This window comes from Cellulophaga omnivescoria (assembly GCF_001999725.1).
GTDB lineage: Bacteria > Bacteroidota > Bacteroidia > Flavobacteriales > Flavobacteriaceae > Cellulophaga > Cellulophaga omnivescoria.
This window is the reverse complement of record NZ_MDDP01000010.1, coordinates 392282-418511: the sequence shown is the minus strand read 5'-3', so window position 1 is coordinate 418511 and position 26230 is coordinate 392282. Positions and strand designations below refer to the sequence as shown.

Genomic DNA, 26230 nt, shown 5'->3' with positions numbered 1-26230 from the left:
ACTTAAAAGCTGCACATACAATAACTTAACAAAATACTTACATAACTTTATTTTAAAACATATAAATTGCTTATTTTACTATTTATGAGCAAGCTTTACAATTCTAAATACTATCACAGAGATTTATCGTGGTTACGTTTTAACCACAGAGTACTGCAAGAAATAAAAGACAAAAGAAATCCGCTATACGAACGCATAAAATTTCTAGCAATTTTCTCATCTAATTTAGACGAGTTTTTTAAAGTTCGAGTCTCAGATATTAGGCAAATAAAAAGTATAGAGAAACCTTTGCGCAAAAAACTAATTACAAAGCCAAATAAGGTATTAGCTGAAATAAAAAAACAAGTAGACCTACAGCAGCAAGAGTTTGGAGACATTTTTTTAAATGAAATTATTCCCGATTTAAAATCTGAGGGTATACATCTAATTAATTATAAAGACTTTACCCTAAAACAAAAGCAGTTTGCAGAAGATTACTACAACACCAACCTAAAAAACACACTTAACATACAAACAGAAAAAACAGCAACTAAAAACTCTCTTTTTGCAGAAAATGAAGCATCATACCTAGTAACATTAAAAAATAATGAAGAAATAGAACTTGTAGAAATTCCTGAAAACAAACCTCGCTTTATTGTATTTCCTTCTACAAGCCAAACGCACTATATTACTTTTATAGATGATGTTTTAAAATACAACCTAAATAAAGAAAACAATAACAATTATTATGCTTTAAAAATTTCTAGAGACGCAGAATTGTATATAGAAGATGAATTCTCTGGCAATTTAATGCAAAAAATAATAGATGCTTTACCCAAAAGAAAAACAGGTCAAGCAACACGTGCATTAGTAGATGCAAGTGCACCAACTACGCTTTTAAATGCAATTAAAAGCACACTAAACCTATATAATACAGACATTATTTTAGGCGGAATTTATCATAATTTTAAAGATTTTTTTAGTTTTCCAAATCCAACTAAAAAACAGTTAAGCAATTCTAAATTAGAACCATTACAACACCCTTTACTAACACAATACAACTCGGTTTTTAACGCAATAGACGCAAAAGATCAGTTAATACATTACCCTTATCAATCTTTTGAACCTGTTATAAAACTATTAGAAGAAGCCGCAACAAATGATGAAGTTAAAACCTTAAAAATAACACTGTATCGCTTAGCAAAAACATCTAGATTAAATACTGCTATTGCTAAGGCTGCAAAAGCTGGTAAAAATGTGGTGGTGTTTATAGAAGCTAAAGCTAGGTTTGATGAAGACAATAATTTAAAATGGGGTAAAATTTTTAAAGATAATGGCGCAAAAGTAATCTATAGTTACCCGGGCATAAAAGTACATTCTAAAATTATCTATATAGAAAAAGAAAGCAAGGGCATACTTACTACTTACAGCTATATTGGCACCGGAAATTTTAATGAAAAAACAGCTACCTTGTATACAGATTTTGGTTTAATGACTACAGACAAAAAAATCTGCAAAGAACTAAATCGAGTTTTCTTAGTGCTCCAAGGCGCCTTAATTGTTCCTAAAGCAAAAAAATTACTAGTATCTCCTTTTACAACCAGACACGTTTTTTCTAGATTAGTAGAAAAAGAAATTGAGTTTGCAAAAACAGGAAAAGAAGGATTAATTATTCTTAAAATGAACAGCCTTGAGGATAAAAAAATGATTCAACTATTATACAAAGCAAGTAATGCTGGGGTAAAAATTCATCTAATAATACGTGGCATTTGCTGTTTAGTACCTGGCATAAAAGGACAAAGTGAAAATATTACAATAACAAGTATTTTAGACCGATATTTAGAACACGGACGTGTATATCTTTTTGGAAATAATGGAGACGATAAACTTTTTATTGGCTCTGCGGATTGGATGACCCGCAACCTATCTCATAGAATTGAAGTTATAACACCCATACTAGACAAAGACAATTTTAAAATAGTAAAAGATATTTTACAAATTCAGTTGTTAGACAACGTTAAAGCCCGATTTATAGACGCTGAACAAAAAAATAAGTACGTAACAAATAGTAAAAACGCAACACACTCACAATTAAAAACTTACAACTATTTTAAAAATAATTAGATAAAATTGCAAGCACAATAGTTTTGTTTTTTATTAGGTCTTATCTCAAAATATTTAATACATTTGTTAAGTAAACTTTAGGGGTGTTCTTTTTAAGAACTGAGAAATACCCTTTGAACCTGATGCTGTTAGTACAGCCGAAGGGAAAAGTTGAATTCTTTTTATGATTTCTATCTTTTAGTGTTTTTTCCGTTTCTGGAGAATGCATTTTCACACACAGTTTACGATTTAGTTGGATTTTTTAACGCTATAACCTAGCACTTAAAATGTATCGTTATGATACCCATAAACGTAAATAACAAAGAGCACTTAATTCCTAGAGAAACGAATGTGTCTCAACTAATAAAAACTCTAGAAATAACCATTTTTGGTGTTGCCATTGCTATTAATGGCGGCGTAATACCAAAAAACAACTGGAGTTCTACTATTTTACAACCTCATGACAATGTATTGTTAATACGTCCTGCTCAAGGAGGCTAACCTAAAACTTTAAAAGATTTTATTATGAAAAAAAAAGACACCGCACCTAAACAAGACGGTATTACAAGACATCCTTTTCCTAATTCTAAAAAAGTGTATGTTTCTGGCAAATTATTTCCAGAATTAAAAGTTGCTATGCGAGAAATAGAGCTAAGTGACACCGTAGATTCACTTACCAAAAGTCGTACTCCAAACCAACCTGTAACTGTTTATGATACTTCTGGCCCTTATACAGACCCTAATAAAGATATTGACGTTCATAAAGGAATAGAACGCATACGTGAGCAATGGATTTTAGACCGCGGCAACGTAGAACAATTAGATGGTTTTTCTTCTAAATACTGTAACGAGCGTTTAAATGATAAAAGTTTAGACCATTTACGTTTTGGACACTTAAAAAAACCAATGCGTGCAAAAAAAGGAGAAAACGTATCACAAATGCATTACGCAAAAAAAGGTATTATTACTCCAGAGATGGAATACGTTGCTATCCGTGAAAACCAGCGTATAGATGAAATGACTCGTTTATCTAAACAACACCCTGGTCAGGATTTTGGCGCTAGTATTCCTGCAAAAATAACACCAGAATTTGTAAGAGACGAGGTTGCCCGTGGCCGTGCAGTTATCCCTAGTAATATAAACCACCCAGAGGCAGAACCTATGATTTTAGGTCGCAACTTTTTGGTGAAAATTAATGCAAATATTGGAAACTCTGCCACTACATCGTCCATAGAAGAGGAAGTAGAAAAAGCAGTATGGGCTTGCCGTTGGGGAGCAGATAATATAATGGATTTGTCTACAGGACAAAACATCCATGAAACACGTGAATGGATCATACGCAACTCTCCAGTACCAATTGGAACCGTACCTATTTACCAAGCCTTAGAGAAAGTTAACGGTGTTGCAGAAGATTTAACCTGGGAAATTTTTAGAGATACTTTAATAGAACAGGCAGAACAAGGTGTAGACTACTTTACCATACATGCAGGTGTACGTTTACGTTATGTACCAATGACAGCAAAACGTATTACAGGAATAGTTTCTCGTGGTGGATCTATAATGGCAAAATGGTGCTTGGCACATCATAAGGAAAGTTTTTTATACACGCATTTTGAAGAAATTTGCGAAATAATGAAAGCCTATGATGTTGCTTTTTCTTTAGGAGATGGTTTACGCCCTGGTTGTATTGCAGACGCTAATGATGAAGCTCAATTTGCCGAATTAGAAACACTAGGTGAGCTTACAAAAATTGCTTGGAAACATGATGTACAAACTTTTATAGAAGGTCCAGGACACGTGCCAATGCATATGATAAAAGCAAATATGGACAAACAGTTAGAGGCTTGTGACGAGGCTCCTTTTTACACATTAGGACCACTTACCACAGACATTGCTCCGGGTTATGACCATATAACATCTGGTATTGGTGCTGCAATGATAGGCTGGTTTGGTTGCGCAATGCTTTGCTACGTAACACCAAAAGAACACTTAGGCCTACCTAATAAAGATGATGTACGTACAGGTGTTGTTACTTATAAATTAGCTGCACACGCGGCAGATTTAGCCAAAGGGCATCCTGGTGCTCAGCACAGAGATGACGCCTTAAGTAAAGCAAGGTTTGAGTTCCGTTGGGAAGACCAGTTTAATCTAGCACTAGACCCAGAATTAGCTCGTGAATATCATGATGAAACACTACCCGCAGATGGTGCTAAAATAGCCCATTTCTGTTCTATGTGCGGACCAAAATTTTGCTCTATGAAAATATCACAAGAGGTTAGAGATTTTGCCGCTGTAAACGAAATAAAAGGAGACGAGGTTTTTACTAAAGGTATGGAGGAAAAAGCTAAGGAATTTAAAGATAAAGGATCAGAAGTGTATTTGTAACATAAGCCAGTTCCTACGCCTTTTACAAAGTAAGGCGTAGGCGGGCTTTCCGTTATATCTTTTGCTAAAAAAAAGCAAAAGGATGCCACTACAATCCCTAACTTAAAAGCAACTTATGATAATACTTATAGCACCAGAAAAAGATATCCCTAATGAAATAGAAATACTTCATCAGTTATTTAATGCTGGTTTACAATACTATCATTTAAGAAAGCCTCATAAAAATATCCAAGAACACAAAGCATACTTAAATCAAATAAAACCAGAATATCACAACCGTATAGTAGTACATTATTTTCATAAGCTAATAAATAGCTACAACTTAAAAGGTATTCATTTTCAAGAACAAAAACGTAGAGATACTATAGACAATCCTACACGGTATTTTAAAGACTTAAATATGTTTGGCAAAACCATAAGTTCATCATTTCATGATCCAGAAGAATTAAACAGTTGTTATTTTGAGTTTGATTATCACCTGCTTAGTCCTGTTTTTAACTCCATATCAAAAAAAGGTTATGAGGGGCGTGGCTTTAATGTAAATCATATAAACAAAACAATTGTTGGTATGGGAGGGGTTACAGCAGAAAACCTTAGCAAATTTAACACATTAGGTTACAAAGGAATTGGCGTTTTAGGAGGAGTTTGGAATAGCAAAAACCCTTTAGAAGCATTTAAGCAAATAAATGAGGCTTACATTACTAGCCTAAAAAACAGAAATAATGATTAGTAAATTACATTATATAAGTCAAGGTGAGACTCCAGAAATGCATTTGGCTAACATACAAAAAGCATGTTCTTCTGGCGCAGATTGGGTACAATTACGCCTAAAAAATATAGACGAAGAAACCTTATTACAAACCGCTTTAAAGGCAAGAGAAATAACTTCTCATTTTCAGACTAGATTAATTATTAACGACCATTATAAAATTGCTAAAGAAGTAAATGCAGATGGTGTGCATTTAGGAAAAACAGATGCTTGCCCGTTAGAAGCACGTGAGCATTTAGGAAAATGGATTAGTATTGGCGGCACAGCAAACACATTAGAGGATTGCGAAAATTTATTAAAAAAAGAAGTAGACTATATTGGTTTAGGTCCGTTTAAATTTACCACAACAAAACAAAATTTAAGTCCAACTTTAGGCTTACAAGGCTACCAAGCAATTATAGATGAGTTAAAAACAGACACTCCAATAATTGCCATTGGCGGCATTACTATAGCAGATGTTCCTGAGTTATTAGAAACAGGAATTTACGGTATTGCAGCATCAACAGAAATTACAAGCAATTTTAACAACATTGCCACATTAAATAAAATTTTAAACACACCTGCAACACAAGAGCAAGTGTATAAGTTTGATAAAAACAAAAACGATGAAGGATAATTTAATACTAGCAGACAAAGAGTTTTCATCTAGATTATTTACCGGAACAGGAAAATTTAGTTCTTCAACCGTAATGAAAAATGCGTTACTAGCATCAGAAAGTGAACTAGTTACAGTTGCGTTAAAACGCGTAGATGTAGCAGATCAAGATGACGATATTTTATCACATTTAAATCATTCTAGAATAAATCTTTTACCAAACACCTCTGGCGTGCGTACTGCAAAAGAAGCTGTTTTTGCTGCGCAGTTATCTAGAGAAGCATTAGAAACCAATTGGGTTAAATTAGAAATTCATCCAGATCCAAAATATTTATTACCAGACCCAATAGAAACTTTAAAAGCTGCAGAAGAACTTGTAAAACAAGGTTTTGTAGTTATGCCATATATACACGCAGACCCTGTTTTATGTAAGCGTTTAGAAGATGTTGGCGTGCAGTGCGTAATGCCATTGGGCGCACCAATTGGTAGCAATAAAGGATTAAAAACAGTAGATTTTTTAGAAATAATTATAGCACAAAGTAACGTTCCTGTAATTGTAGACGCTGGCATTGGCGCTCCTTCACATGCTGCCTATGCAATGGAACTTGGTGCAGATGCTGTTTTGGTAAATACCGCAATTGCAGTATCACAAAACCCAATTGCAATGGCAAATGCTTTTAGACTTGCAGTAGAGGCTGGTCGTATGGCTTACAATGCAAAATTAGCACCTATAAAGCAAACAGCAGAAGCAAGCTCACCTTTAACCTCCTTTTTAAATGAGTAATTTTACATCACTTTTTAATAATTATAATTGGGATGCCGTTGTTACAGATATTTATAGCAAAACTGCTGTAGATGTAGAAATTGCATTGCAAAATAACAAACGTACTTTAGAAGATTTTAAAGCCTTAATTTCTCCTGCTGCAAAGCCATACCTGGAGCAAATGGCACAAATAAGTAGTGCATTAACTAAAAAACGTTTTGGTAATACAATGCAAATGTATGCACCAATGTACCTAAGTAATGAGTGCCAAAACATATGTACTTACTGTGGTTTTAGCTTAACAAACAAAATACCTAGACGCACGTTAACAGATGCTGAAATTTTAAAGGAAGCTGCCTTTTTGCGTAGTAAAGGCTACAATCATATTTTATTAGTTACCGGTGAAGCAAACAAAACTGTTGGTGTGGACTATATAAATAATGCTATTAAGCTGTTAAAAAAAGAGTTTGCTAATATTACCATAGAAGTACAACCATTAGACCAAGATGAGTATGAATTACTTGTTAAAAATGGCTTGTATGCTGTTTTAGTGTACCAAGAAACATACCACAGAGACGAGTATAAAAAACACCACCCTAAAGGTAAAAAATCTAATTTTGATTATAGATTAGAGACACCAGACCGTTTAGGAAAAGCTGGTATACATAAAATTGGTGTAGGCGCTTTATTTGGATTAGAAGATTGGCGAGCAGATAGTTTTTTTACTGCATTACACTTACAGTATTTACAAAAAACCTATTGGCAAACTAAATACTCTATCTCGTTTCCTAGACTAAGACCACACACAGGTGGTTTAGAACCAAAAGTAGTTATGGAAGATGCAGATTTAGCGCAGCTTATATGTGCTTACCGTTTGCTAGACGAAGATGTAGAGCTCTCTATGTCTACCCGAGAAAGCGAAAAATTTAGAAATAATATTATTAACCTAGGAATAACATCTATAAGTGCAGAATCTAAAACAAACCCTGGGGGTTATGTGGTAGAACCACAGTCTTTAGAACAATTTGAAATTTCTGACGAACGCAGCACAGAAACTATTGCAGAGATGTTACAAAGTAAAGGTTTTGAAGTTGTTTGGAAAGATTGGGAAAATGCGTGGTAGTTATACCGTAAAGAAATATACATAAATTAAATACGCTAATAAAACCACACCGTAAAAAGCAGTTTTTTTTACAATAAAATTAAACTCGCTTGGTATATTTTTATCAGCTTTAACTGTAATAACAGAATATACTAAAACAAGAAATATAGGTATCCCTAAAATTAATTTTAAATTTTTAGTGTCAACAATAAATAGACTTGTAACCATTGTTATAAAAAACAATCCTACTAAATTATTAAGTACTAATTGATTTATTTTATATTTTGTTGCGTATTGTATTAATCTTGTTTGTGTATTTGCCTTTATAGCCTCTATAATTTCATTAAAACCAGTTATTCTATTAGATATAAACACCTGCTTATTACTACCATAAAGCTTTAAACCATACTTAGAAAGTCTTTGATTTTTAATTTCTTTAAAAGCTAATCTGGTGTTTTCTCCATTAGGAATACAGTATTCCACAGAATCATCTGTAATTTTAATTGAAGTTTGTTCTAAAACCTGTCTAACAGACTTTTTTGCAGAAAAAAGGCCTCCAATATAAATTATAAGAAAAATACCAATTGAGATAAGAAGAAGGTTTTTGTCTTTGGTAAATGCATTATTTTCAATCTTATTTGCAATTAAAAATGCAGCAATTAAGGCTCCCAAAATTAATGGTTGTATTCCTAAAACTTTTTTTAAAGCAAGTTTTTTAACTGCAGATTTAGAAAAAGCATAAGTATTTACTTCCATAATTTTTTTTTAAAACAAACCTCCTTGCACACTCCCTTTTATTCTTCCCAAATGTTTGTATGCTAATTCTGTTACCTCTCTTCCACGAGGTGTACGCATAATAAAACCTTGTTGTATTAAAAAAGGCTCGTACACTTCTTCTATAGTTTCTGCACTTTCAGACACTGCTGTTGCCAATGTAGTAATACCTACTGGACCACCCTTAAATTTATCTATAATAGTGGTTAATATTTTATTGTCCATTTCGTCTAAACCATGTGCATCTACATTTAAGGCATTTAGTCCAAACTTAGATATTTCCACATCAATTTTACCATTACCCTTTATCTGTGCAAAATCTCTTACTCGTCTTAACAGTGCATTACAAATTCTGGGGGTGCCCCTACTTCTACCAGCTATTTCTATTGCTGCTTCTAAATCTATAGGCACATTTAAAATATCTGCACTACGTTCAGCTATAGTAGACAGCAACTCTGTAGTATAATATTGTAACCTACTTTGTATACCAAAACGAGCACGCATAGGAGCCGTTAAAAGCCCAGAACGCGTTGTTGCACCAATTAGGGTAAAAGGGTTTAAATTTATCTGTACAGAGCGTGCATTTGGCCCTGACTCTATCATTATATCTATTTTATAGTCTTCCATAGCAGAATACAAGTATTCTTCTACAATAGGACTAAGTCTGTGTATTTCATCAATAAAAAGAACATCTCTTTCCTCTAAATTGGTAAGCAAGCCTGCCAAATCTCCTGGCTTATCTAAAACAGGACCAGATGTTACCTTTATACCAACACCTAACTCATTAGCTAAAATATGGGCCAAAGTAGTTTTTCCTAAACCTGGAGGTCCGTGAAACAAAGTATGATCTAAAGCTTCTCCTCTTTGGTTTGCTGCTTCAACAAAAACTTTAAGATTTTCCAAAACTTGATCTTGACCTGCAAAATCATCAAAACTTAAGGGTCTTAGTGCTCTTTCTATATCAAACTCTTCAGAAGAGAAATTTTCAGATGTTGGGTCTAGGTTTTCATTCATAGTCTAACAAAGATACTAGAAATTATAGGCTTTCATAATAGAAAACATCAATCTAAAATAGTCTATTATTCCTTTTTTATTAATTGTGATGCATTTAGGAAGTCAACTATTGTAATTTTAGGTGTACCGTACAAATATGTTCTAGAACCACCTTTAGAAGAAAGTTCTAAGTTTTCTGATACAAATATTTTCGCATCTGGAGATTCATCTAAATTTAAAGATACATTAGTACTTTTTAAGCCATCTGCCCTTAACTGTGAATTACCAAAAAGATCTATATTAAAATCTGTAACGGCTCCTTGCAACTTTGCATCTGCACTACCGTGCATTGTAAGTTTGGCAGATTTGGTGACTAAATACAAGCCTAAGTTACTTTTTTGATCGAGAGAAACCGATACATCATCACAATCTACATTTAACTCAGCATTACTAGATCCAGACATACTTATACCTATGCTTGTAGCCAAAGCGTTTAAATTTAACTTAGATCCCCCTTGAAGGTTAATGTCTAAATAATCTGTAGTAACAATGTCTTTCATATCTATACGGCCATCTAACATTGTTATACTATTTAAGTTTACATAATTAACTATAAGTTCCAACTTTTTTTTAGAAGCAATTCTATAAAAGGAACTAATCTCTAAAACACTATCAATAACTTCAAATTTAAGAACATCTAAAAGGTTATCATCCCCAATAAACGTATAACTATTTTCTCTTGCTTTTTTTAGTTCTAAACGCAAGTTGTCTGCTACCTTAATACCATTATAAGGAGTTAAATCATTTGTAACTTCAATTACGGTTTTACTGCCCTTAATTTTTGGTTTTTTCTGTGCAAAACTTGTTGCAATAGCAAGCAAGAACACACTTAGAATAAATTGCTTAAACATATTTTGTATTTAATGGTTAGTTTGTGTTAGTAAACAAGATACTAAAATACTATTTAACCTCATATAAAGATGTAATTCAAATCAAAAAAAAAAGCCTTTTAAATAAATTTAAAAGGCTTTTAAAATTTTTATAAAATTCTAATGCGTAAGTTCTTCCTCACCATCTTGAAGAGGTACTACCTGAGGAACAAAATCTTGCCCCGGCAAAACATATTCTCCATTTTCATTAGTTTTACTATAATCATATGCCCATCTGTGAACTTCTGGTATAGCACCAGGCCAGTTACCGTGAATGTGCTCTACAGGAGTTGTCCACTCTAACGTAGTAGCATTCCATGGGTTTTGTTCAGCTTTTTTACCATAGAAAATACTATAGATGAAATTACCAACAAATACTAATTGTGTTGCACCAGCTATTAAAGCAAAAACAGTAATTAAAATATTAACATCTGTAAGCTCATCAAACATAGGAAATGCAGTGTTTTCATAATAACGTCTTGGAACACCTGCCATACCTACAAAATGCATTGGAAAGAAAACTCCATAAGCACAAATTGCAGTTATCCAGAAATGAACATAACCTAAGTTTTTATTCATCATTCTACCAAACATTTTAGGGAACCAGTGATAAACACCAGCAAGTAAACCATATAATGCAGATATACCCATTACTAAGTGGAAGTGAGCTACAACAAAATAAGTATCATGAACGTTGATATCTAATGTACTATCTCCTAAAATTATACCAGTTAAACCACCAGTAATAAACGTAGATACAAAACCAATAGAGAACAGCATTGAAACATTCATTTGTAAGTTTCCTTTCCAGATTGTAGTAATCCAGTTAAATGCTTTTACTGCAGAAGGAATTGCAATTAATAATGTTGTAAATGTAAATACAGATCCCAAGAAAGGATTCATACCTGATATAAACATATGGTGACCCCAAACGATAGTAGATAAGAATGCAATAGCTATAATTGACATTATCATTGCTCTGTAACCAAATATTGGTTTACGAGCGTTTGTTGCCATAACATCAGATACAATACCCATTGCAGGTAATATTACAATATATACTTCTGGGTGACCTAAAAACCAAAATAAGTGCTCATACAAAACAGGAGAACCACCCTGGTAATGTAATACTTCACCTTGTATAAATATATCAGACAAGAAGAATGATGTTCCAAAACTTCTATCCATAATTAACAACAATGCAGCTGATAAAAGCACTGGAAAAGATACAACCCCAATTATAGCTGTAACAAATAAAGCCCAAGTAGTTAAAGGTAATCTTGTCATAGACATACCCTTAGTTCTTAAGTTAATTACAGTAACTATATAATTTAATGATCCCAATAATGAAGAAGCAATAAATATAGCCATAGACACCAACCATAATGTCATACCTGCACCAGAACCAGATTGCGCCATTGGTAGTGCAGAAAGCGGCGGATAGATTGTCCAACCCGCTGCTGCTGGTCCAGACTCCACAAATAAAGAACAAACCATTATAACTGCAGAAGTAAAGAACAACCAGTATGATATCATATTTAATAAACCAGAAGCCATATCTCTAGCTCCAATTTGTAACGGAATAAGCAAGTTACTAAAAGTACCACTTAGGCCAGCAGTAAGTACAAAGAATACCATTATGGTACCGTGCATTGTTACTAATGCTAAATATACATCAGCATCCATAACACCACCAGGTGCCCATTTACCTAATACTGCTTCAAATAATGGAAAAGACTCACCTGGCCAAGCCAATTGCATTCTAAATAATAATGACATTGCTATACCAATGAAACCCATTATTAAACCAGTAATTAAATACTGTTTTGCAATCATCTTGTGATCCATACTAAATATATATTTAGTAATGAAGGTTTCTTTGTGATGATGTCCGTGATCGTCGTCGTGTTCGTGTGTTCCTGACATAATCAGATATTCTATTTTTGTTAGTTAACTTAGTTTCTTAAATCAATTATTTTATAGCTACTCCTGTTGCAGCTTCGCCACCAAAAGTTTTTTGAGAAGCTATCCACTTGTCATACTCTTCCTGAGTCTCAACAATTATTTTCATTTGCATATTGTAGTGAGATTTACCACAAATCTTGTTACAAAGTAAAATATAATCATACTCCCAAGGATCGCTATTTGGCTCTCCAGCCGCAGCTTTAGCAGCTCTAATTTTATTTGCTCTTTTTACCTTATCAATTACATCCGGATCTTGACGCATTTCTGCTGTAGTCTTAATTGGTGTAAAAGAAAATTGAGTAATCATACCTGGAACACAGTTCATTTGTGCTCTAAAGTGAGGCATATAAGCAGAGTGTAATACATCTTGAGAACGCATATGAAAATTAACTTTTCTTCCAACCGGCAAATGTAATTCTTTAACAATAATATCATCTGCTCCATTAGGATCAGACTCATCTAAACCTAAAATGTTTGTATTATCAATATCAATCATCCTAACATTAGCATCACCAAGAACATTATCTTCACCTGCATATCTAGCAGTCCAATTAAATTGTTGTGCATATAATTCTACTACTAAAGGATCATCTTCGTCATTAATATCCATAATGTTTGTCCAAGTGTATAATCCCCAAAGTATTAAACCTGCCAATACAATAACCGGAATAATAGTCCATATAAACTCTAATTTATGGTTATCTGCGTAAAACAAAGCTTTTTTGCCTTTTTCACCACGGTATTTATAAGCAAAATAGTGTAGTAAAAACTGAGTAATTGTCTGAACAAAGAAAATGATAAGCATTGATACAAACATCAAGCTATCATACTCTGCTCCGTGTGCAGAGGCAGACTCAGGAAGTAATACTTTAGTATACTTATAAAAGCTAAATATAGTAATACCGTATATAAAAACTAAGAAAGCAAACATCAGGTAACCATTAACTTTGTTATCGTTATCTGTTGCTGTTTCATTTTTAGCCGCTCTAAGTTGCGACAATTCAAAAATTTTGGTCATTTGCCAAATTGCAATCGCTATTAAGACTAAAACCGTTATAGTTAAAACTGTAATCATTGTATGATTTATTTTATGCTGTTGTAAACTTCCTTATTAATAATGAAAATGCTTGCTTTCGCCAATAAATGGGTTTCTTTTTGGCTGTAAAGGAGCAGTAGCTAAAGCTCTAAATACAACAAAAATAAACAAACCTGCAAAGAACAACACAGAACATATTTCTGATAATCCTATTGACCATTGATCGCCAACCGTTGCAGGCATAATCATATTAAATATATCTAAGTAGTGACCTGCAAGTATAACTACACCTGCCATAACAACAAACCAGTTAACTCTTTTATAATCACTATTCATTAACAATAATAATGGAAACAAGAAGTTCATAGCTATCATCCCAAAGAACGGTAAGTTATAATCCTGTATCCTTGTTACATAATAAGTAACCTCTTCCGGAATATTAGCATACCAGATAAGCATAAACTGTGCAAACCATAAGTATGTCCAGAAAATACTAATACCAAACATAAATTTAGCTAAATCATGTATATGGCTATCATTAACATCCTCCAGCAAGCCTTTAGACTTCAGGTAAATGGTTACCATAGCTATAACTGTTATACCAGAGACAAACATACTAGCAAATACATACCAACCAAACAAAGTACTAAACCAGTGTGGATCTACACTCATTATCCAATCCCATGACATCATAGATTCTGAAACTAGATAGAATACTAAGAAGCCAGCAGACCATCTAAAGTTTTTTACAAAATTTGTATTATCATCAGCTTCATCTTGAGCTAAAGATAATTTACGAGATATAGTTCTGTAAGCAATCCATCCTCCTAAGAAAATAGCAGCTCTAATTAAAAAGAAAGTTCCGTTTAAATATCCTGCTTTTCCTTGTAATAATTTATCTTCAGCTACAACATCTGCATCCATCCAAACAAATAAATGGTTCATATGCGCAACAGAAGCTGCAAGAATTACAAATACAATTATACCCCCAGGAACAATATAAGATGTTATACCTTCCATAACTCTAAATAACAATGGAGACCAACCCGCTTGAGCCGCTCTTTGTATTGCATAAAATGCCAACACACCCAATGCTATCATAAAGAAAAAGAAAGCCGCTACATACAATGCAGACCAAGGCTTATTTTGCAATTGATGTAATAAATGCTCATCATGTTTGCTATCATGTCCTTCTGCGTGCGCAGTTTCTCCATGAGTATTAGTGTTATGCGTTTCTGCAGCAGCTTGGTGATCGCCGTGACCATCACTATGACTTGCTACAATTTCTTTAGCGTCTTCTACTGTACTAGGCATTGTAATAAAACCTATAGCGATACCTATAGCACCAACAGCCATTAATATAAAAGAAGCTATTTTTAGTCTGTTTGAAAAAGTGTACATATTCTTAATCTATGTATTATTTAGTTAAGTCTTGTTTCAATTGCATTACGTATTCAGCAACTTGCCAACGCTCTTCATGATTTAGCTGATTAGCGTATGAACCCATTGAGTTTAATCCGTAATAAATAGTATGGTAAGTGCTACCTACAGTAATATTTCTACCTGCATCTGCATAACTAGGAACACCTAATATTTTTTCTCTTTTCACTAAATTACCCTGACCATCTCCCTTATTACCGTGACATATAGCACAGTTGATAGCGTACAATTCTTTTCCATTAGCTAAATTAGCTTCAACTTTTAAAGAATCTAATGGGCTAGCCTGCAAACGAGCTAATTCTTTACCTTCTAGATCATTCGCAAACTCATAAGGCATATGACCTCTAGAAATTGTATTTTCTACAGGTAAACCAGCTTCCATACCAGTAGGTAAAAAATCCACTTCTTGGTAAGTTTCATAACCTACTGCTTCGTACATATTAGGCATATACTGGTAATTAGGGCTATTCTTATCTGCACAAGATGCTAAAAGAAGAGCAACTCCCAAAACCAAACCTATATTTTTAAATATCTTCATAACTATTATTAAGACTATTTTTCTGAAATATTAATTTCTACTGCTCCTGTATCTGCTAATAAAGATTTTAACTCTTCTTCATTATCATGAATTTCTATTTCCATTAAAAATAGATCATCAGTAGTTCTTACGTCTGGATTCTCAGCTTGTTTAAAAGGCCATAATTTACTTCTCATATAAAAAGTAATAACCATTAAGTGTGCTGCAAAGAAAACCGTAAGTTCAAACATAATAGGAACAAATGCTGGCATATTTTCTAGGTAACTAAAACTAGGTTTACCACCTATGTCCTGAGGCCAATCTTCTATCATGATGTAATTCATCATAAGAGTTGCTATTGTAATACCTATACATCCATAAATAAAGGCAGTTATGGCTATTTTGGTAGGAGCAAGCCCCATAGCTTTGTCTAATCCGTGAACTGGAAAAGGACAATATACCTCTTCTATATGATGCTTAGCTGCTTTTACTTTCTTAACAGCGAGCATCAATATATCATCATCATTATAAAATGCGTGAATAACTTTAGATGCCATAATTATTTATTGTTATTTAAGTTCTTGGCTTGTCCAGCCCAATCATCTCTTTGTGCTCTTCCTGGGAAAGATCCTGTTATAGAATCTAACAAATCATACTCTTTCTGAGTCATTTTACTAACCTGAGCAAAGCTATATATCCCAATCTGATTTAGTGTCTGTTCCATCTGTGGACCAATACCTTTAACCTGTTTAAGGTCATCTGGCGTATCTGTTGCCACATCAAACTTACCTATAGAACTTAATAAGTCTGAAACCTTTTCTTCATCATTATTAACAACTACCTCTTCTGAAGGAACTGCTGTTGCAGCAACCGTATTTGTATATATTGTTTTTTCTGGCATAGTATATAATGGTTTCCCAGCATCTCTTAATTTCTTGTATTTACTACCAGAAGACTTAAGAATTGATTTAACTTCTGCCTGAGCTATTACAGGGAATGTTCTAGAATATAACAAGAACAATACAAAGAAGAAACCTATTGTACCAATAAAAATGCCTATATCTACAAATGTAGGAGAGAACATTGTCCATGAAGATGGTAAATAATCTCTATGTAATGATGTTACAATAATCACAAAACGCTCAAACCACATTCCTATGTTTACTACAATAGATATAGCAAAAGAGAACATAATACTAGTACGTAATTTTTTAGACCACATAAACTGCGGAGAGAAAACGTTACAAGACATCATTGCCCAATATGCCCAAGCGTAAGGACCTGTTGCTCTGTTTAAAAATGCATACTGCTCATACTCTACTCCAGAATACCAAGCCATAAACAGCTCTGTAATGTATGCACAACCAACTATAGAACCAGTAATCATAATTACAATGTTCATTAATTCTATATGCTGAATTGTAATATAAGCTTCTAAACTACATACTTTTCTCATAATTATAAGCAATGTGTTTACCATTGCAAACCCAGAGAAAATTGCACCCGCCACAAAGTAAGGAGGGAATATTGTTGTATGCCAACCTGGAATTACAGATGTAGCAAAGTCAAAAGATACAATTGTATGTACAGAAAGTACAAGTGGAGTTGCCAAACCAGCTAAAACAAGAGAAACCTCTTCAAAACGTTGCCAATCTTTAGCTCTACCTGTCCAACCAAAACTTAATAAACTATATATTTTTTTCTGAAATGGCTTAATTGCTCTATCACGTAACATTGCAAAATCCGGTAAAAGACCCGTCCACCAGAAAACTAATGATACCGATAAGTACGTAGAAATTGCAAATACATCCCATAATAAAGGTGAGTTAAAGTTTACCCATAATGAACCAAATTGGTTTGGAATAGGTAATACCCAGTACGCCAACCAAGGACGCCCCATATGTATTATTGGAAATAAACCTGCTTGTACTACAGAAAAAATTGTCATTGCTTCTGCAGAACGGTTAATTGCCATTCTCCATTTTTGTCTAAAAAGCAATAGTACTGCAGAAATTAATGTTCCTGCGTGCCCAATACCTACCCACCATACAAAGTTGGTAATATCCCAGGCCCAGCCTACTGTTTTATTTAATCCCCAAGTACCAATACCTGTAGATACTGTGTAAATTATACAACCAACTCCCCAAAGGAATGCTATTAGTGCAATAGAGAAAACAATCCACCACTGCTTATTTGCTTTCCCTTCTACAGGAGCAGCAATATCCACAGTTACATCGTGGTATCCTTTATCTCCAATTACTAGGGGTTTTCGTATAGGTGCTTCGTAATGCGACGCCATAATTTATGTTCTAGTTACGTTCCGTTAATTAATTATGATTCTTGTGTATTTCTCACTTTAACATGATAGAAAACATTTGGCTTTGTACCAATGTGCTCTAATAAATGATACATACGGTTGCTTTCTTTTAACTCAGCAACTTCACTCTCCTTATCATTTACATCTCCAAATACCATTGCACCACTACTACATGCAGCAGAACAAGCTGTTTGGAATTCACTATCTTTTACTGTGCGTCCGTCTCTCTTAGCATCTAAAATAGACTTTTGAGTCATTTGAATACACATAGAGCATTTCTCCATTACTCCACGAGAACGAACATTTACATCTGGGTTAATTACCATTTTACCTAAATCATTATTCATATGGTAATTAAACTCGTCATTGTTATTATACAAGAACCAGTTAAAACGACGTACTTTATACGGACAGTTATTTGCACAATATCTTGTACCAACACATCTGTTATACGCCATATGGTTTTGACCTTGTCTACTGTGAGACGTTGCAGCAACAGGACAAACTGTTTCACATGGAGCGTGATTACAGTGCTGACACATTACTGGCTGGAAAGCTACTTGAGGATTAGCAGAAGGATCTTCCAACTCACCAAATCCACCTAAAGAACCCTTATCTCCAGTTAAACCATCAAATTCATCTTTCTTAACATTATCTCCTTCAAATGTATCTTCAGAAGAATAATATCTATCTATACGCAACCAGTGCATATCTCTAGACTTACGCACTTCATCCTTACCAACAACAGGCACGTTATTTTCTGCGTGACAAGCTATAACACAAGCTCCACAACCAGTACATGCATTTAAATCTATTGATAAGTTAAAGTGATGACCAACAGAACGATCAAAATCATCCCAAAGACTTACTGAAACAGCGTCTACCTCGTTATGATTTAAAGATACCTTAGGAACAGGATTCCATTCTGCGTGATCTTTAGTATTAAAAATTTCTAATGTAGTTTCTTTGATTATATCACCTCTACCCATTAATGTCTTATGAAGCTGCACACAAGCAAACTCATGCATTCCTTCTGCCTTAGACACAGATACAGATTGATTAGAAACACCTCCTTGATATAATGCATAAGCATTAACACCAGTCTGCATTTCTGCTTGTAAGCCAGCTTTTCTTCCATAACCAAAAGAAAGACCTACAGAACCAGGAGCCTGACCAGGCTGAATAATTACTGGAACAGCCTTTAACTCTACATCTCCTACTTTAAGATTTACTTTACTACCATCTAAACCTCCGTTAGCAACATGATCATTAACAAGCTCTAGCTTTTCTGCATCAGCTTTAGATATAGTAACGTAGTTATCCCAAGAAACTCTTGTTATTGGATCTGGAAACTCTTGTAACCAAGGATTATTAGCCTGCTGACCATCTCCCATACCCACTTTAGAGTATAAAGCTAACTCCATACCAGACGAAGATGCTTTAGACAATTTTGAAGCCGCCATAGATAAGTCCACAAGAGACGACACTATTGACTCTTCTTCAGAAACAACTGAAGCTACAGTTTCTTCTACGACATCTATAATAGTTGACGGAGCTTTATAAACACCATCATGCAATGCTTGATTCCACTTACCGTCTCCTAATATAGAAGAACTCCAAGTTTCCTTTATATAATCATAATACGTTTTATCAGACCCCATCCACACTAATAACGATGATTGGAACTGACGCGTATCAAAAATCTCCTTAATTGTTGGTTGCATTAAAGCGTAATGTCCTTTTTTAATTTGAACATCACCCCAAGACTCTAAATAATTAGGTGCAGCAGCAGCATATGAAGCTACAGCTACAGTTTCATTATTACTCTGTGAGAAAACCACCGACAAATCTACCTTAGCCAATGCATCTGTAAATTCACCCGCATTTGGCATTGTATAAGCAGGGTTAACACCATCCATAATAAGCGCACCTACTTTACCAGCTTTCATATCTGCTAATAATTTAGCAACAGCTTTAGCATTACCTTGTCTTACATATTTTGGAGCTCTAGCATCAAAAGCAACACTTGCTTGCTTCTCATTAATTGCTAAAACAACTGCTTGCGCATCTTTATCGTCTAGCCCCGTAACAACAACAGCCTTACCTTTAGCCTTTTTAAACTCTTCAGCCGCAGCCAAAACAGCTTTCTCAATATTTACAGGCAATTCACCACCTACAGACACATTCATTACTTTAGCATAAAATTTTGCCAAAGCAACTTTTTGTTGCGTAGGAGTTAACAAAACCCTTTTATCTGCATTAGCACCAGTTAACGACATATTTGCCTCAAACTGGATATGCCTAGACATCTTTCCATTTTTAGGAACACGACCAGCAGCATAACCACTATCATATCCACCACCTTGCCAATCACCAAGAAAATCTGCTCCAAAAGAAACAATTAACTCCGCTTTTTCAAAGTTATAATCAGCAAGAGCTCTCTCTCCATACTTTTCCTCAAAAGCATTTAAAGCAGCATCGGCAGAAATAGCATCATAAGTAACATGATTTACATTTTCTCCGTAAACACTCTTAAACTCAGCTATCAACCTAGACGTAGACGGACTAGCGTAAGTTTGCGTTAATAACGCTATTTGCTTATCAGCACCCTTTAACGCGCTAAGTTTTGATTTTACCGCAGCATCTAAAGCAGACCACTCTACAGCCTCTCCCTTAGCCAAAGGACCCTGAAGCCTTTTACTATCATATAATGACAAAACAGAAGCTTGCACACGAGCATTTGCAGACCCGTTAACCTTAGCATCTGTATTATTTTCAATCTTTATTGGCCTACCCTCACGAGTTTTAACTAAAACACTTGCAAAGTCAAAACCATCTGCTATTGTAGTTGCATAATAATTAGCAACACCAGGAATAATTTGGTCTGGCTGAACAACATAAGGTATTGATTTTACAACAGGCCCCTCACAAGCAGCCATTGTTGCAGCAGCAGTACTAAAACCTACATACTTTAAGAAATCCCTTCTGTTTGTAGAACTAGAAGCCAAACCTTCCTTATTACCTAAGAAATCTTCAACCGGAATCTCCTGAACAAATTCGTTCTGTTTTAGCGCCTCAACAATGGAATCGTTAGGATTTAACTCCGCTTCGCTTTTCCAATATTTTTTGTTTGATGACATACGATATATCTGAAATTATCTTCTTTTACAATCAATTAATAGTGACACTTACCACATTCTAAACCACCTTGCATAGCAGCCGTAAGCTTCTCTACACCATATTTCTTAGAAAGCTCTTCATGAATTTTATCATAATAAGCATTACCTTCCATTTTCACATTTGTTTCTCTGTGGCAATTAATACACCAACCCATAGTTAAAGGAGCATGTTGACTTACAATTTCCATTTCCTCTATAGGACCGTGACAAGTTTGACACTCTACACCTGCAACACTAACGTGTTGCGAGTGATTAAAGTAAACAAAATCTGGTAAATTATGTATCCTAACCCACTCTACAGGCTTAGACTCACCAGTATATTTTTGATTTTCCTCATCCCACCCTACAGCAGCATAAAGTTTCTTTATCTCTTTTGTATAGAATTCATTTGTATAACCATTTTCAATATCAGACTGAGAAGGACCTTCTGGATTGCCCTTATACTCATAAATTGACTTATGGCAATTCATACAAACATTTAGTGACGGAATACCAGAAGTTTTAGAAACCCTAGCTGAAGAATGACAATACTTACAATCAACCTTATTATCACCCGCATGCACTTTATGAGAAAAATGTATTGGCTGAACAGGCTCATAACCCTGATCTACACCAACTTGCATAAAGTAACCATAGACAAAATAAGCACTTGTAAGCAATAAAAATATGACAGAAACCAACACCAAAAATTGATTCTGAACAAAAGCCTTCCAAATTGGAATTCTTTTTTCAGCCTTTTCGCGCTCTACATCAATACCATTAGCTTTAGCAATATTACGTAAGGTTTTATTAACCATAAACAACATTGCAACCAACAAAGCAAACACTAAAGCCAAAGCCCCCAATATTACCTCATTAGAAACCCCACTAGAGGAACCACCTGACACATCACCTGAAGCAGGAACAGCAGCACTAGCAGCAGGCTTCTCTTCTACTGCAGCAGTATAAGCCAAGATATTATCAATATCCCCATTACTTAATGTAGGAAAAGCAGTCATTGCAGTATTATTATACTCTGCAAAAATCTTATTCGCATAAGAGTCCCCAGACTTAATAACACCTGAACTATTTTTAACCCACGCATAAATCCACTCACGATCCAAACCTTCTTCCTCTAAACGAGACTCCACATTCCTTAAAGCAGGACCAGTTCCTTTTCTATCAAGAGCGTGACATGATGCACAATTCTGATTAAAGATCTGTTTCCCCTTTGCAGGATCAGCATTTTCTGATTGAGAAAATAGGGATACTGAAAATAGCATTGCAGCTATCAGATTGACACCCAAAAATTTAGAAAGTTGATTACGGTATAAAACCTTTTTCATATTTAAAATATTTCTATCGAAATCCTGGCACGATAATTACTATATAACAGGCACACGCCCTATATCGCTTCTTAAATTGAAGGCAAAAATACGACATAGACTTAAATTTGGAAATGTTAAGGGATTGATAATTTATAATTTATAATTGTTCTAAATAATAATTATGCCTTATGTTTGATTTATAATATTTTACATTTGTATACGCTTATTAATATTAACTTACACTACTAATGAAAACATTCTATACTAGTTTACTATGCTTAGGTTTTAGCGCTTTTTGTCTTGCCCAAGAAGGACAAGTAACACTAAAGCAAGACGAAGGACTAGAAAAGCTTTTAAACCTTTACAAGGAAAGCAACAAAACATCTAGATATTACACCATACAAATACACTCTAGCAAAGCATCACAAGGCGCACAAAATGCCAAAGAAAAAGCAGCAAAAGAATTCCCAGATTGGCCTTCAACTTTAGATTTTATTAACGAATATTACAAAGTAACTATTGGAAAATTCAACACCAAGTTTGAGGCTCAACAAAAATTAATAGAAGTTAAAAAAGAATATCCAAACGCCTTATTAATTGCAGACCAAAAAGAAGAATAAACAAATAAAATTACACCCTAAAAAAGAGCAACTTGTAAATAAGTTGCTCTTTTTTTTACATCACACATTTAGACAAATTTTCACATCATAAAATAAAACGCTAATTTTATAAGGAACAAAACCCAATACAAATGAAAAAAACAAAAATCTACATCAGTCTATTTTTAATAACATTTTGTTGCAGCTTATCTTTTGCTCAAGAAACCGAAATATTAAACAAAGGAGATAACAAAACAACAACAATTAACCAAAACACATTACTAGCTCCTCCCTTCGCCATACAAATACACCAAAGCACAACCATAGCCGAAGCCAATAAAATAAAATCTGAAGCAAAAAGGAATTTCCCAGGAATAAGCACTAAGCTAACTAGCAACCAAAACATACACAGCATTACACTTGGCAACTTCAATAACATAAGTGAAGCTCAACAGAAACTAAAGACAGTTAAAACAAAATATCCAGCAGCAATATTAATATCTAATCAAAAGGATTAAATACTAGATTAACACAAAACAAAAGAGCGACTCTTTTCTGAGTCGCTCTTTTGTTTTATAATTTAGAAATTATTATTTCAATTTCTTTTTAACTGCTACCTCTTGGAAAGCTTCAACTATATCACCTTCCTTAATATCATTGTAGTTCTTAACCTGAAGACCACAATCATACCCTTTAGCAACCTCTTTAGCATCGTCCTTAAATCGTTTTAAAGAAGCAAGCTCACCTGTGTATATTACCACACCATCACGTATTAAACGTATACCTGCATTCCTAACCAATTTACCAGTTAACACCATACAACCAGCAATTGTACCAACCTTAGATATTTTAAAGGTTTCACGTATCTCTGCAGTACCAAGAATCTCTTCTTTCATCTCTGGAGAAAGCATACCCTCCATAGCATCCTTAAGATCATTAATTGCTGCATAAATAATAGAATACATTCTAATATCTATTTCTTCTTTTTCTGCAATTGCTCTTGCATTACCCATTGGCCTAACATTAAATCCGATAATAATTGCATCAGAAGCCGAAGCTAACAACACATCAGACTCTGTAATAGGACCAACCGCTTTATGTATAATATTTACTTGTATCTCCTCTGTAGATAGCTTCTGGAAAGAATCCGTTAACGCCTCAACAGAACCATCAACATCACCTTTAAGTATAATATTAAGCTCCTTAAAGTCTCCTAGAGCAATACGTCTACCAATTTCATCTAGTGTAATATGACGTTGAGTACGTACAGATTGCTCTCTTTGTAATTGAGAACGCTTAGAAGCAATTTGCTTAGCCTCACGTTCATCTTCTAAAACATTAAACTTATCACCTGCTTGCGGTGCACCATCTAAACCTAAAATAGATATTGGTGTTGAAGGACCTACTTTCTGAACATTATTACCTCGTTCATCTTGCATTGCCTTAATTTTACCACTACAAGTACCCGCTAAAACATAATCTCCTATCTTAAGCGTACCTGCCTGCACTAAAATTGTAGAAACGTAACCCCTACCTTTATCCAAGAAAGCCTCAACAACAGTACCAGATGCAAGTTTTTTAGGGTTAGCTTTTAACTCTAACAACTCTGCCTCTAACAATACTTTTTCTAAAAGCTCTTTAACACCCGTTCCTTTTTTAGCCGAGATATCTTGAGATTGTATTTTACCTCCCCAATCTTCAACTAATAAATTCATTTGCGCTAGACCTTCTTTAATTTTATCTGGGTTAGCCGTTGGCCTATCAATCTTATTTATAGCAAAAACAATAGGAACACCTGCAGCTTGAGCATGACTAATTGCTTCTTTTGTTTGTGGCATAATATCATCATCTGCCGCAATAACTATAATTGCAATATCCGTTACCTGAGCACCACGTGCACGCATAGCCGTAAAGGCCTCGTGACCCGGAGTATCTAAGAACGCAATTTTTTGTCCATTATCTAACTGCACACCATATGCACCAATGTGTTGCGTAATACCACCACTTTCACCAGCAATTACATTTTCTTTACGTATGTAATCTAGTAAAGATGTTTTACCATGATCTACGTGTCCCATTACAGTAACAATAGGAGCTCTTTCTTTTAAATCTTCTGGCGCATCTTCTTCTTCTACAATAGACTCTTCAATCTCAGCAGCAATAAACTCAACCTCATAACCAAATTCCTCAGCTACTATAGACAATGTCTCAGCATCTAAACGCTGATTCATTGTTACCATAATCCCTAAAGACATACATGCAGAAATGATTTGTGTACTAGAAACCTCCATCATAGTTGCAACCTCACCAACAGTAACAAACTCTGTTACCTTAAGGATTTTACTTTCTGCTTCCTGTTTCTCTAAATCTTTCTCTGTCTGCTGACGGTGTTGATCTCTTTTATCTCTTCTGTACTTAGCACCTTTACCTTTTTTAGATTTCCCTTGAAGTTTCTCCAAAGTTTCTCTAACCTGCTTTTGCACTTCTTCTTCAGTAGGCTCAACCTTTACAACAGGAGCATTAAACCTCCCTTTTCCTTGACCACCTTTACCTCTATTGCCACCTTGACCACCAGGTCTATTATTACCACCAGGCTTATTATTACTAACAATTCTTTTACGACGCTTTTTCTTATCCGCCCCAGCAGCACCTGTGTTTTTAGGAGCTTCTTTCTTTTTAGGCTTATTAAACTTAGATAAGTCAATTTTTGCACCTGTAAGCTTAGGACCAGATAGCTTCTGATACTGAGTAGTTATCACAGTATTTTCCTTAGCTTCCGTCTCCTTTGCCTCCTCTGGCTTTTTCTCTGCCTCTACCTTTGGTTTAGGTTCCTCTTTTTTAACAGGAACTGGTTTTTTAGCCACTGGCTTCTTTTTTCCAGCATCTAAATCTATTTTACCAACAGTTTTAGGACCAGGCAACTCTACCTTACCTGTTTTAACCGTAGAAGACTCCTTAACAACTGGCTTTTCAACCGGCTTAGACTCTTCTTTTACCTTAGGCTTTTCTACCTCAACAGGTTTTTCTTCTTTTGGAGCTGGTTTTTCTTCTGCAGGAGCTGGCTTATTTTTACCGGAATCAAGATCTATTTTACCAACAGTCTTTGGCCCAGACAATTCTGCCTTTGCTCTAACAACTTCTTGCGCAGCTGCTCTTTTTTCTCTTGCCAAACGCTTTTCTTCTTGCTCTTGTTCCAATTGCAATCTAAGCGCTTCTTTTTCTTTACGTTTTTCCTCGCCAACTTCCTTAGAAGCAACTTTCTTACTCATGTCTGTTTGGAACTCATCCAAAAGAACTTGGTATACCTCATTGGAAATCTTAGTAGTAGGCCTTGCCTCCACCTCATGTCCTTTGGACGAAAGGTGGTCTATAGCCCTATCTAAAGAAATATTTAATTCCCTGAGGACCTTATTGAGCCTTATTGTTGCATTCTCTGCCATAAACAAGTATTCGTATTCTTAAATTTTTGCTAATATAT

At 34.6% G+C, this 26230-nt stretch carries 21 protein-coding genes and 1 riboswitch; of the genes, 9 read left to right on the top strand and 12 right to left on the bottom strand.

Annotated features, from left to right (window positions below; all coding sequences use genetic code 11):
- The first annotated feature begins 84 nt into the window (after positions 1–84).
- The 7 genes from ppk1 to thiH all read left to right on the top strand — a co-directional run bounded on the left by ppk1 (position 85) and on the right by thiH (position 7717).
- Positions 85–2103 carry a polyphosphate kinase 1 gene (gene ppk1 / locus BFJ87_RS06885; protein WP_171974478.1) on the top strand — a complete coding sequence of 673 codons (2019 nt, stop codon included), beginning with the start codon at positions 85–87 and terminating at the stop codon, positions 2101–2103.
- 69 nt (positions 2104–2172) lie between these two features.
- Positions 2173–2266, top strand: a riboswitch (TPP riboswitch).
- A 113-nt stretch (positions 2267–2379) separates the two neighbouring features.
- On the top strand, positions 2380–2583 hold the full coding sequence (gene thiS / locus BFJ87_RS06880; RefSeq protein WP_077401844.1) for a sulfur carrier protein ThiS: 204 nt from the start codon (positions 2380–2382) through the stop codon (positions 2581–2583).
- A 24-nt stretch (positions 2584–2607) separates the two neighbouring features.
- A complete protein-coding gene (thiC, locus tag BFJ87_RS06875; protein ID WP_077401841.1) occupies positions 2608–4467 on the top strand; it encodes a phosphomethylpyrimidine synthase ThiC in 1860 nt (619 codons plus the stop codon).
- 115 nt (positions 4468–4582) lie between these two features.
- Positions 4583–5197: a thiamine phosphate synthase gene (locus BFJ87_RS06870; RefSeq protein WP_077401838.1), complete on the top strand. Its 615-nt coding sequence runs from the start codon at positions 4583–4585 to the stop codon at positions 5195–5197.
- Positions 5190–5852 (top strand): thiamine phosphate synthase, encoded by a 663-nt coding sequence (thiE, locus tag BFJ87_RS06865; RefSeq protein ID WP_077401835.1) that lies wholly within the window; start codon positions 5190–5192, stop codon positions 5850–5852. Before BFJ87_RS06870 ends, thiE begins: the two co-directional genes overlap by 8 nt.
- Positions 5842–6615 (top strand): thiazole synthase, encoded by a 774-nt coding sequence (locus tag BFJ87_RS06860; protein WP_077401832.1) that lies wholly within the window; start codon positions 5842–5844, stop codon positions 6613–6615. The genes thiE and BFJ87_RS06860 overlap by 11 nt, the downstream gene beginning before the upstream one ends.
- A complete protein-coding gene (thiH, locus tag BFJ87_RS06855) occupies positions 6608–7717 on the top strand; it encodes a 2-iminoacetate synthase ThiH (protein ID WP_077401829.1) in 1110 nt (369 codons plus the stop codon). The genes BFJ87_RS06860 and thiH overlap by 8 nt, the downstream gene beginning before the upstream one ends.
- Here thiH and BFJ87_RS06850 read toward each other — a convergent pair whose 3' ends face one another.
- The 11 genes from BFJ87_RS06850 to BFJ87_RS06800 all read right to left on the bottom strand — a co-directional run bounded on the left by BFJ87_RS06850 (position 7718) and on the right by BFJ87_RS06800 (position 22171).
- Positions 7718–8452 carry a hypothetical protein gene (locus BFJ87_RS06850; protein WP_077401826.1) on the bottom strand — a complete coding sequence of 245 codons (735 nt, stop codon included), beginning with the start codon at positions 8450–8452 and terminating at the stop codon, positions 7718–7720.
- A gap of 9 nt (positions 8453–8461) precedes the next feature.
- A complete protein-coding gene (gene ruvB / locus BFJ87_RS06845) occupies positions 8462–9484 on the bottom strand; it encodes a Holliday junction branch migration DNA helicase RuvB (RefSeq protein WP_077401823.1) in 1023 nt (340 codons plus the stop codon).
- Between the two features lie 65 nt (positions 9485–9549).
- Positions 9550–10374, bottom strand: coding sequence for a GIN domain-containing protein (locus tag BFJ87_RS06840; RefSeq protein WP_077401820.1), 825 nt, complete (start codon positions 10372–10374; stop codon positions 9550–9552).
- A gap of 138 nt (positions 10375–10512) precedes the next feature.
- A complete protein-coding gene (locus BFJ87_RS06835) occupies positions 10513–12318 on the bottom strand; it encodes a cytochrome c oxidase subunit I (RefSeq protein WP_077401817.1) in 1806 nt (601 codons plus the stop codon).
- A 46-nt stretch (positions 12319–12364) separates the two neighbouring features.
- Positions 12365–13432 (bottom strand): cytochrome c oxidase subunit II, encoded by a 1068-nt coding sequence (locus BFJ87_RS06830; protein ID WP_077401814.1) that lies wholly within the window; start codon positions 13430–13432, stop codon positions 12365–12367.
- A gap of 36 nt (positions 13433–13468) precedes the next feature.
- Complete coding sequence (locus BFJ87_RS06825) at positions 13469–14794, bottom strand: quinol:cytochrome C oxidoreductase (protein WP_077401811.1); 1326 nt, start codon at positions 14792–14794, stop codon at positions 13469–13471.
- A 16-nt stretch (positions 14795–14810) separates the two neighbouring features.
- On the bottom strand, positions 14811–15371 hold the full coding sequence (locus BFJ87_RS06820) for a c-type cytochrome (protein ID WP_077401808.1): 561 nt from the start codon (positions 15369–15371) through the stop codon (positions 14811–14813).
- Positions 15372–15385: 14 nt separating this feature from the next.
- A complete protein-coding gene (locus tag BFJ87_RS06815; protein WP_077401805.1) occupies positions 15386–15907 on the bottom strand; it encodes a DUF3341 domain-containing protein in 522 nt (173 codons plus the stop codon).
- A 2-nt stretch (positions 15908–15909) separates the two neighbouring features.
- Positions 15910–17649: an NrfD/PsrC family molybdoenzyme membrane anchor subunit gene (gene nrfD, locus BFJ87_RS06810; protein WP_077401801.1), complete on the bottom strand. Its 1740-nt coding sequence runs from the start codon at positions 17647–17649 to the stop codon at positions 15910–15912.
- Positions 17650–17681: 32 nt separating this feature from the next.
- Positions 17682–20807, bottom strand: a complete 3126-nt coding sequence (locus BFJ87_RS06805) for a TAT-variant-translocated molybdopterin oxidoreductase (RefSeq protein WP_077401798.1) — start codon at positions 20805–20807, stop codon at positions 17682–17684.
- A 35-nt stretch (positions 20808–20842) separates the two neighbouring features.
- Positions 20843–22171: a c-type cytochrome gene (locus BFJ87_RS06800; RefSeq protein WP_077401795.1), complete on the bottom strand. Its 1329-nt coding sequence runs from the start codon at positions 22169–22171 to the stop codon at positions 20843–20845.
- A 230-nt stretch (positions 22172–22401) separates the two neighbouring features.
- On the opposite strand from BFJ87_RS06800, the gene BFJ87_RS06795 reads away from it, so the two are divergent.
- The gene (locus tag BFJ87_RS06795; protein WP_077401792.1) at positions 22402–22773 is read left to right on the top strand and encodes an SPOR domain-containing protein; all 372 of its coding nucleotides are present in this window, start codon (positions 22402–22404) and stop codon (positions 22771–22773) included.
- Positions 22774–22904: 131 nt separating this feature from the next.
- Complete coding sequence (locus BFJ87_RS06790) at positions 22905–23270, top strand: SPOR domain-containing protein (RefSeq protein ID WP_077401789.1); 366 nt, start codon at positions 22905–22907, stop codon at positions 23268–23270.
- Positions 23271–23342: 72 nt separating this feature from the next.
- Here the strand turns inward: BFJ87_RS06790 and infB are convergent, their stop codons facing one another.
- Positions 23343–26192: a translation initiation factor IF-2 gene (infB, locus tag BFJ87_RS06785; protein WP_077401785.1), complete on the bottom strand. Its 2850-nt coding sequence runs from the start codon at positions 26190–26192 to the stop codon at positions 23343–23345.
- Between the last annotated feature and the right edge of the window lie 38 nt (positions 26193–26230).

Coding starts and splice junctions, on each gene's coding strand:
- thiE (WP_077401835.1), top strand. CDS start 5,190: ATGATTAGTAAATTACATTATATAAGTCAAGGTGAGACTCCAGAAATG.
- BFJ87_RS06840 (WP_077401820.1), bottom strand. CDS start 10,374: ATGTTTAAGCAATTTATTCTAAGTGTGTTCTTGCTTGCTATTGCAACA.
- BFJ87_RS06850 (WP_077401826.1), bottom strand. CDS start 8,452: ATGGAAGTAAATACTTATGCTTTTTCTAAATCTGCAGTTAAAAAACTT.
- nrfD (WP_077401801.1), bottom strand. CDS start 17,649: ATGGCGTCGCATTACGAAGCACCTATACGAAAACCCCTAGTAATTGGA.
- BFJ87_RS06800 (WP_077401795.1), bottom strand. CDS start 22,171: ATGAAAAAGGTTTTATACCGTAATCAACTTTCTAAATTTTTGGGTGTC.
- BFJ87_RS06805 (WP_077401798.1), bottom strand. CDS start 20,807: ATGTCATCAAACAAAAAATATTGGAAAAGCGAAGCGGAGTTAAATCCT.
- thiC (WP_077401841.1), top strand. CDS start 2,608: ATGAAAAAAAAAGACACCGCACCTAAACAAGACGGTATTACAAGACAT.
- BFJ87_RS06825 (WP_077401811.1), bottom strand. CDS start 14,794: ATGTACACTTTTTCAAACAGACTAAAAATAGCTTCTTTTATATTAATG.
- BFJ87_RS06795 (WP_077401792.1), top strand. CDS start 22,402: ATGAAAACATTCTATACTAGTTTACTATGCTTAGGTTTTAGCGCTTTT.
- BFJ87_RS06870 (WP_077401838.1), top strand. CDS start 4,583: ATGATAATACTTATAGCACCAGAAAAAGATATCCCTAATGAAATAGAA.
- BFJ87_RS06835 (WP_077401817.1), bottom strand. CDS start 12,318: ATGTCAGGAACACACGAACACGACGACGATCACGGACATCATCACAAA.
- BFJ87_RS06830 (WP_077401814.1), bottom strand. CDS start 13,432: ATGATTACAGTTTTAACTATAACGGTTTTAGTCTTAATAGCGATTGCA.
- ruvB (WP_077401823.1), bottom strand. CDS start 9,484: ATGAATGAAAACCTAGACCCAACATCTGAAAATTTCTCTTCTGAAGAG.
- ppk1 (WP_171974478.1), top strand. CDS start 85: ATGAGCAAGCTTTACAATTCTAAATACTATCACAGAGATTTATCGTGG.
- infB (WP_077401785.1), bottom strand. CDS start 26,192: ATGGCAGAGAATGCAACAATAAGGCTCAATAAGGTCCTCAGGGAATTA.
- BFJ87_RS06790 (WP_077401789.1), top strand. CDS start 22,905: ATGAAAAAAACAAAAATCTACATCAGTCTATTTTTAATAACATTTTGT.
- thiH (WP_077401829.1), top strand. CDS start 6,608: ATGAGTAATTTTACATCACTTTTTAATAATTATAATTGGGATGCCGTT.
- BFJ87_RS06815 (WP_077401805.1), bottom strand. CDS start 15,907: ATGGCATCTAAAGTTATTCACGCATTTTATAATGATGATGATATATTG.
- BFJ87_RS06820 (WP_077401808.1), bottom strand. CDS start 15,371: ATGAAGATATTTAAAAATATAGGTTTGGTTTTGGGAGTTGCTCTTCTT.
- thiS (WP_077401844.1), top strand. CDS start 2,380: ATGATACCCATAAACGTAAATAACAAAGAGCACTTAATTCCTAGAGAA.
- BFJ87_RS06860 (WP_077401832.1), top strand. CDS start 5,842: ATGAAGGATAATTTAATACTAGCAGACAAAGAGTTTTCATCTAGATTA.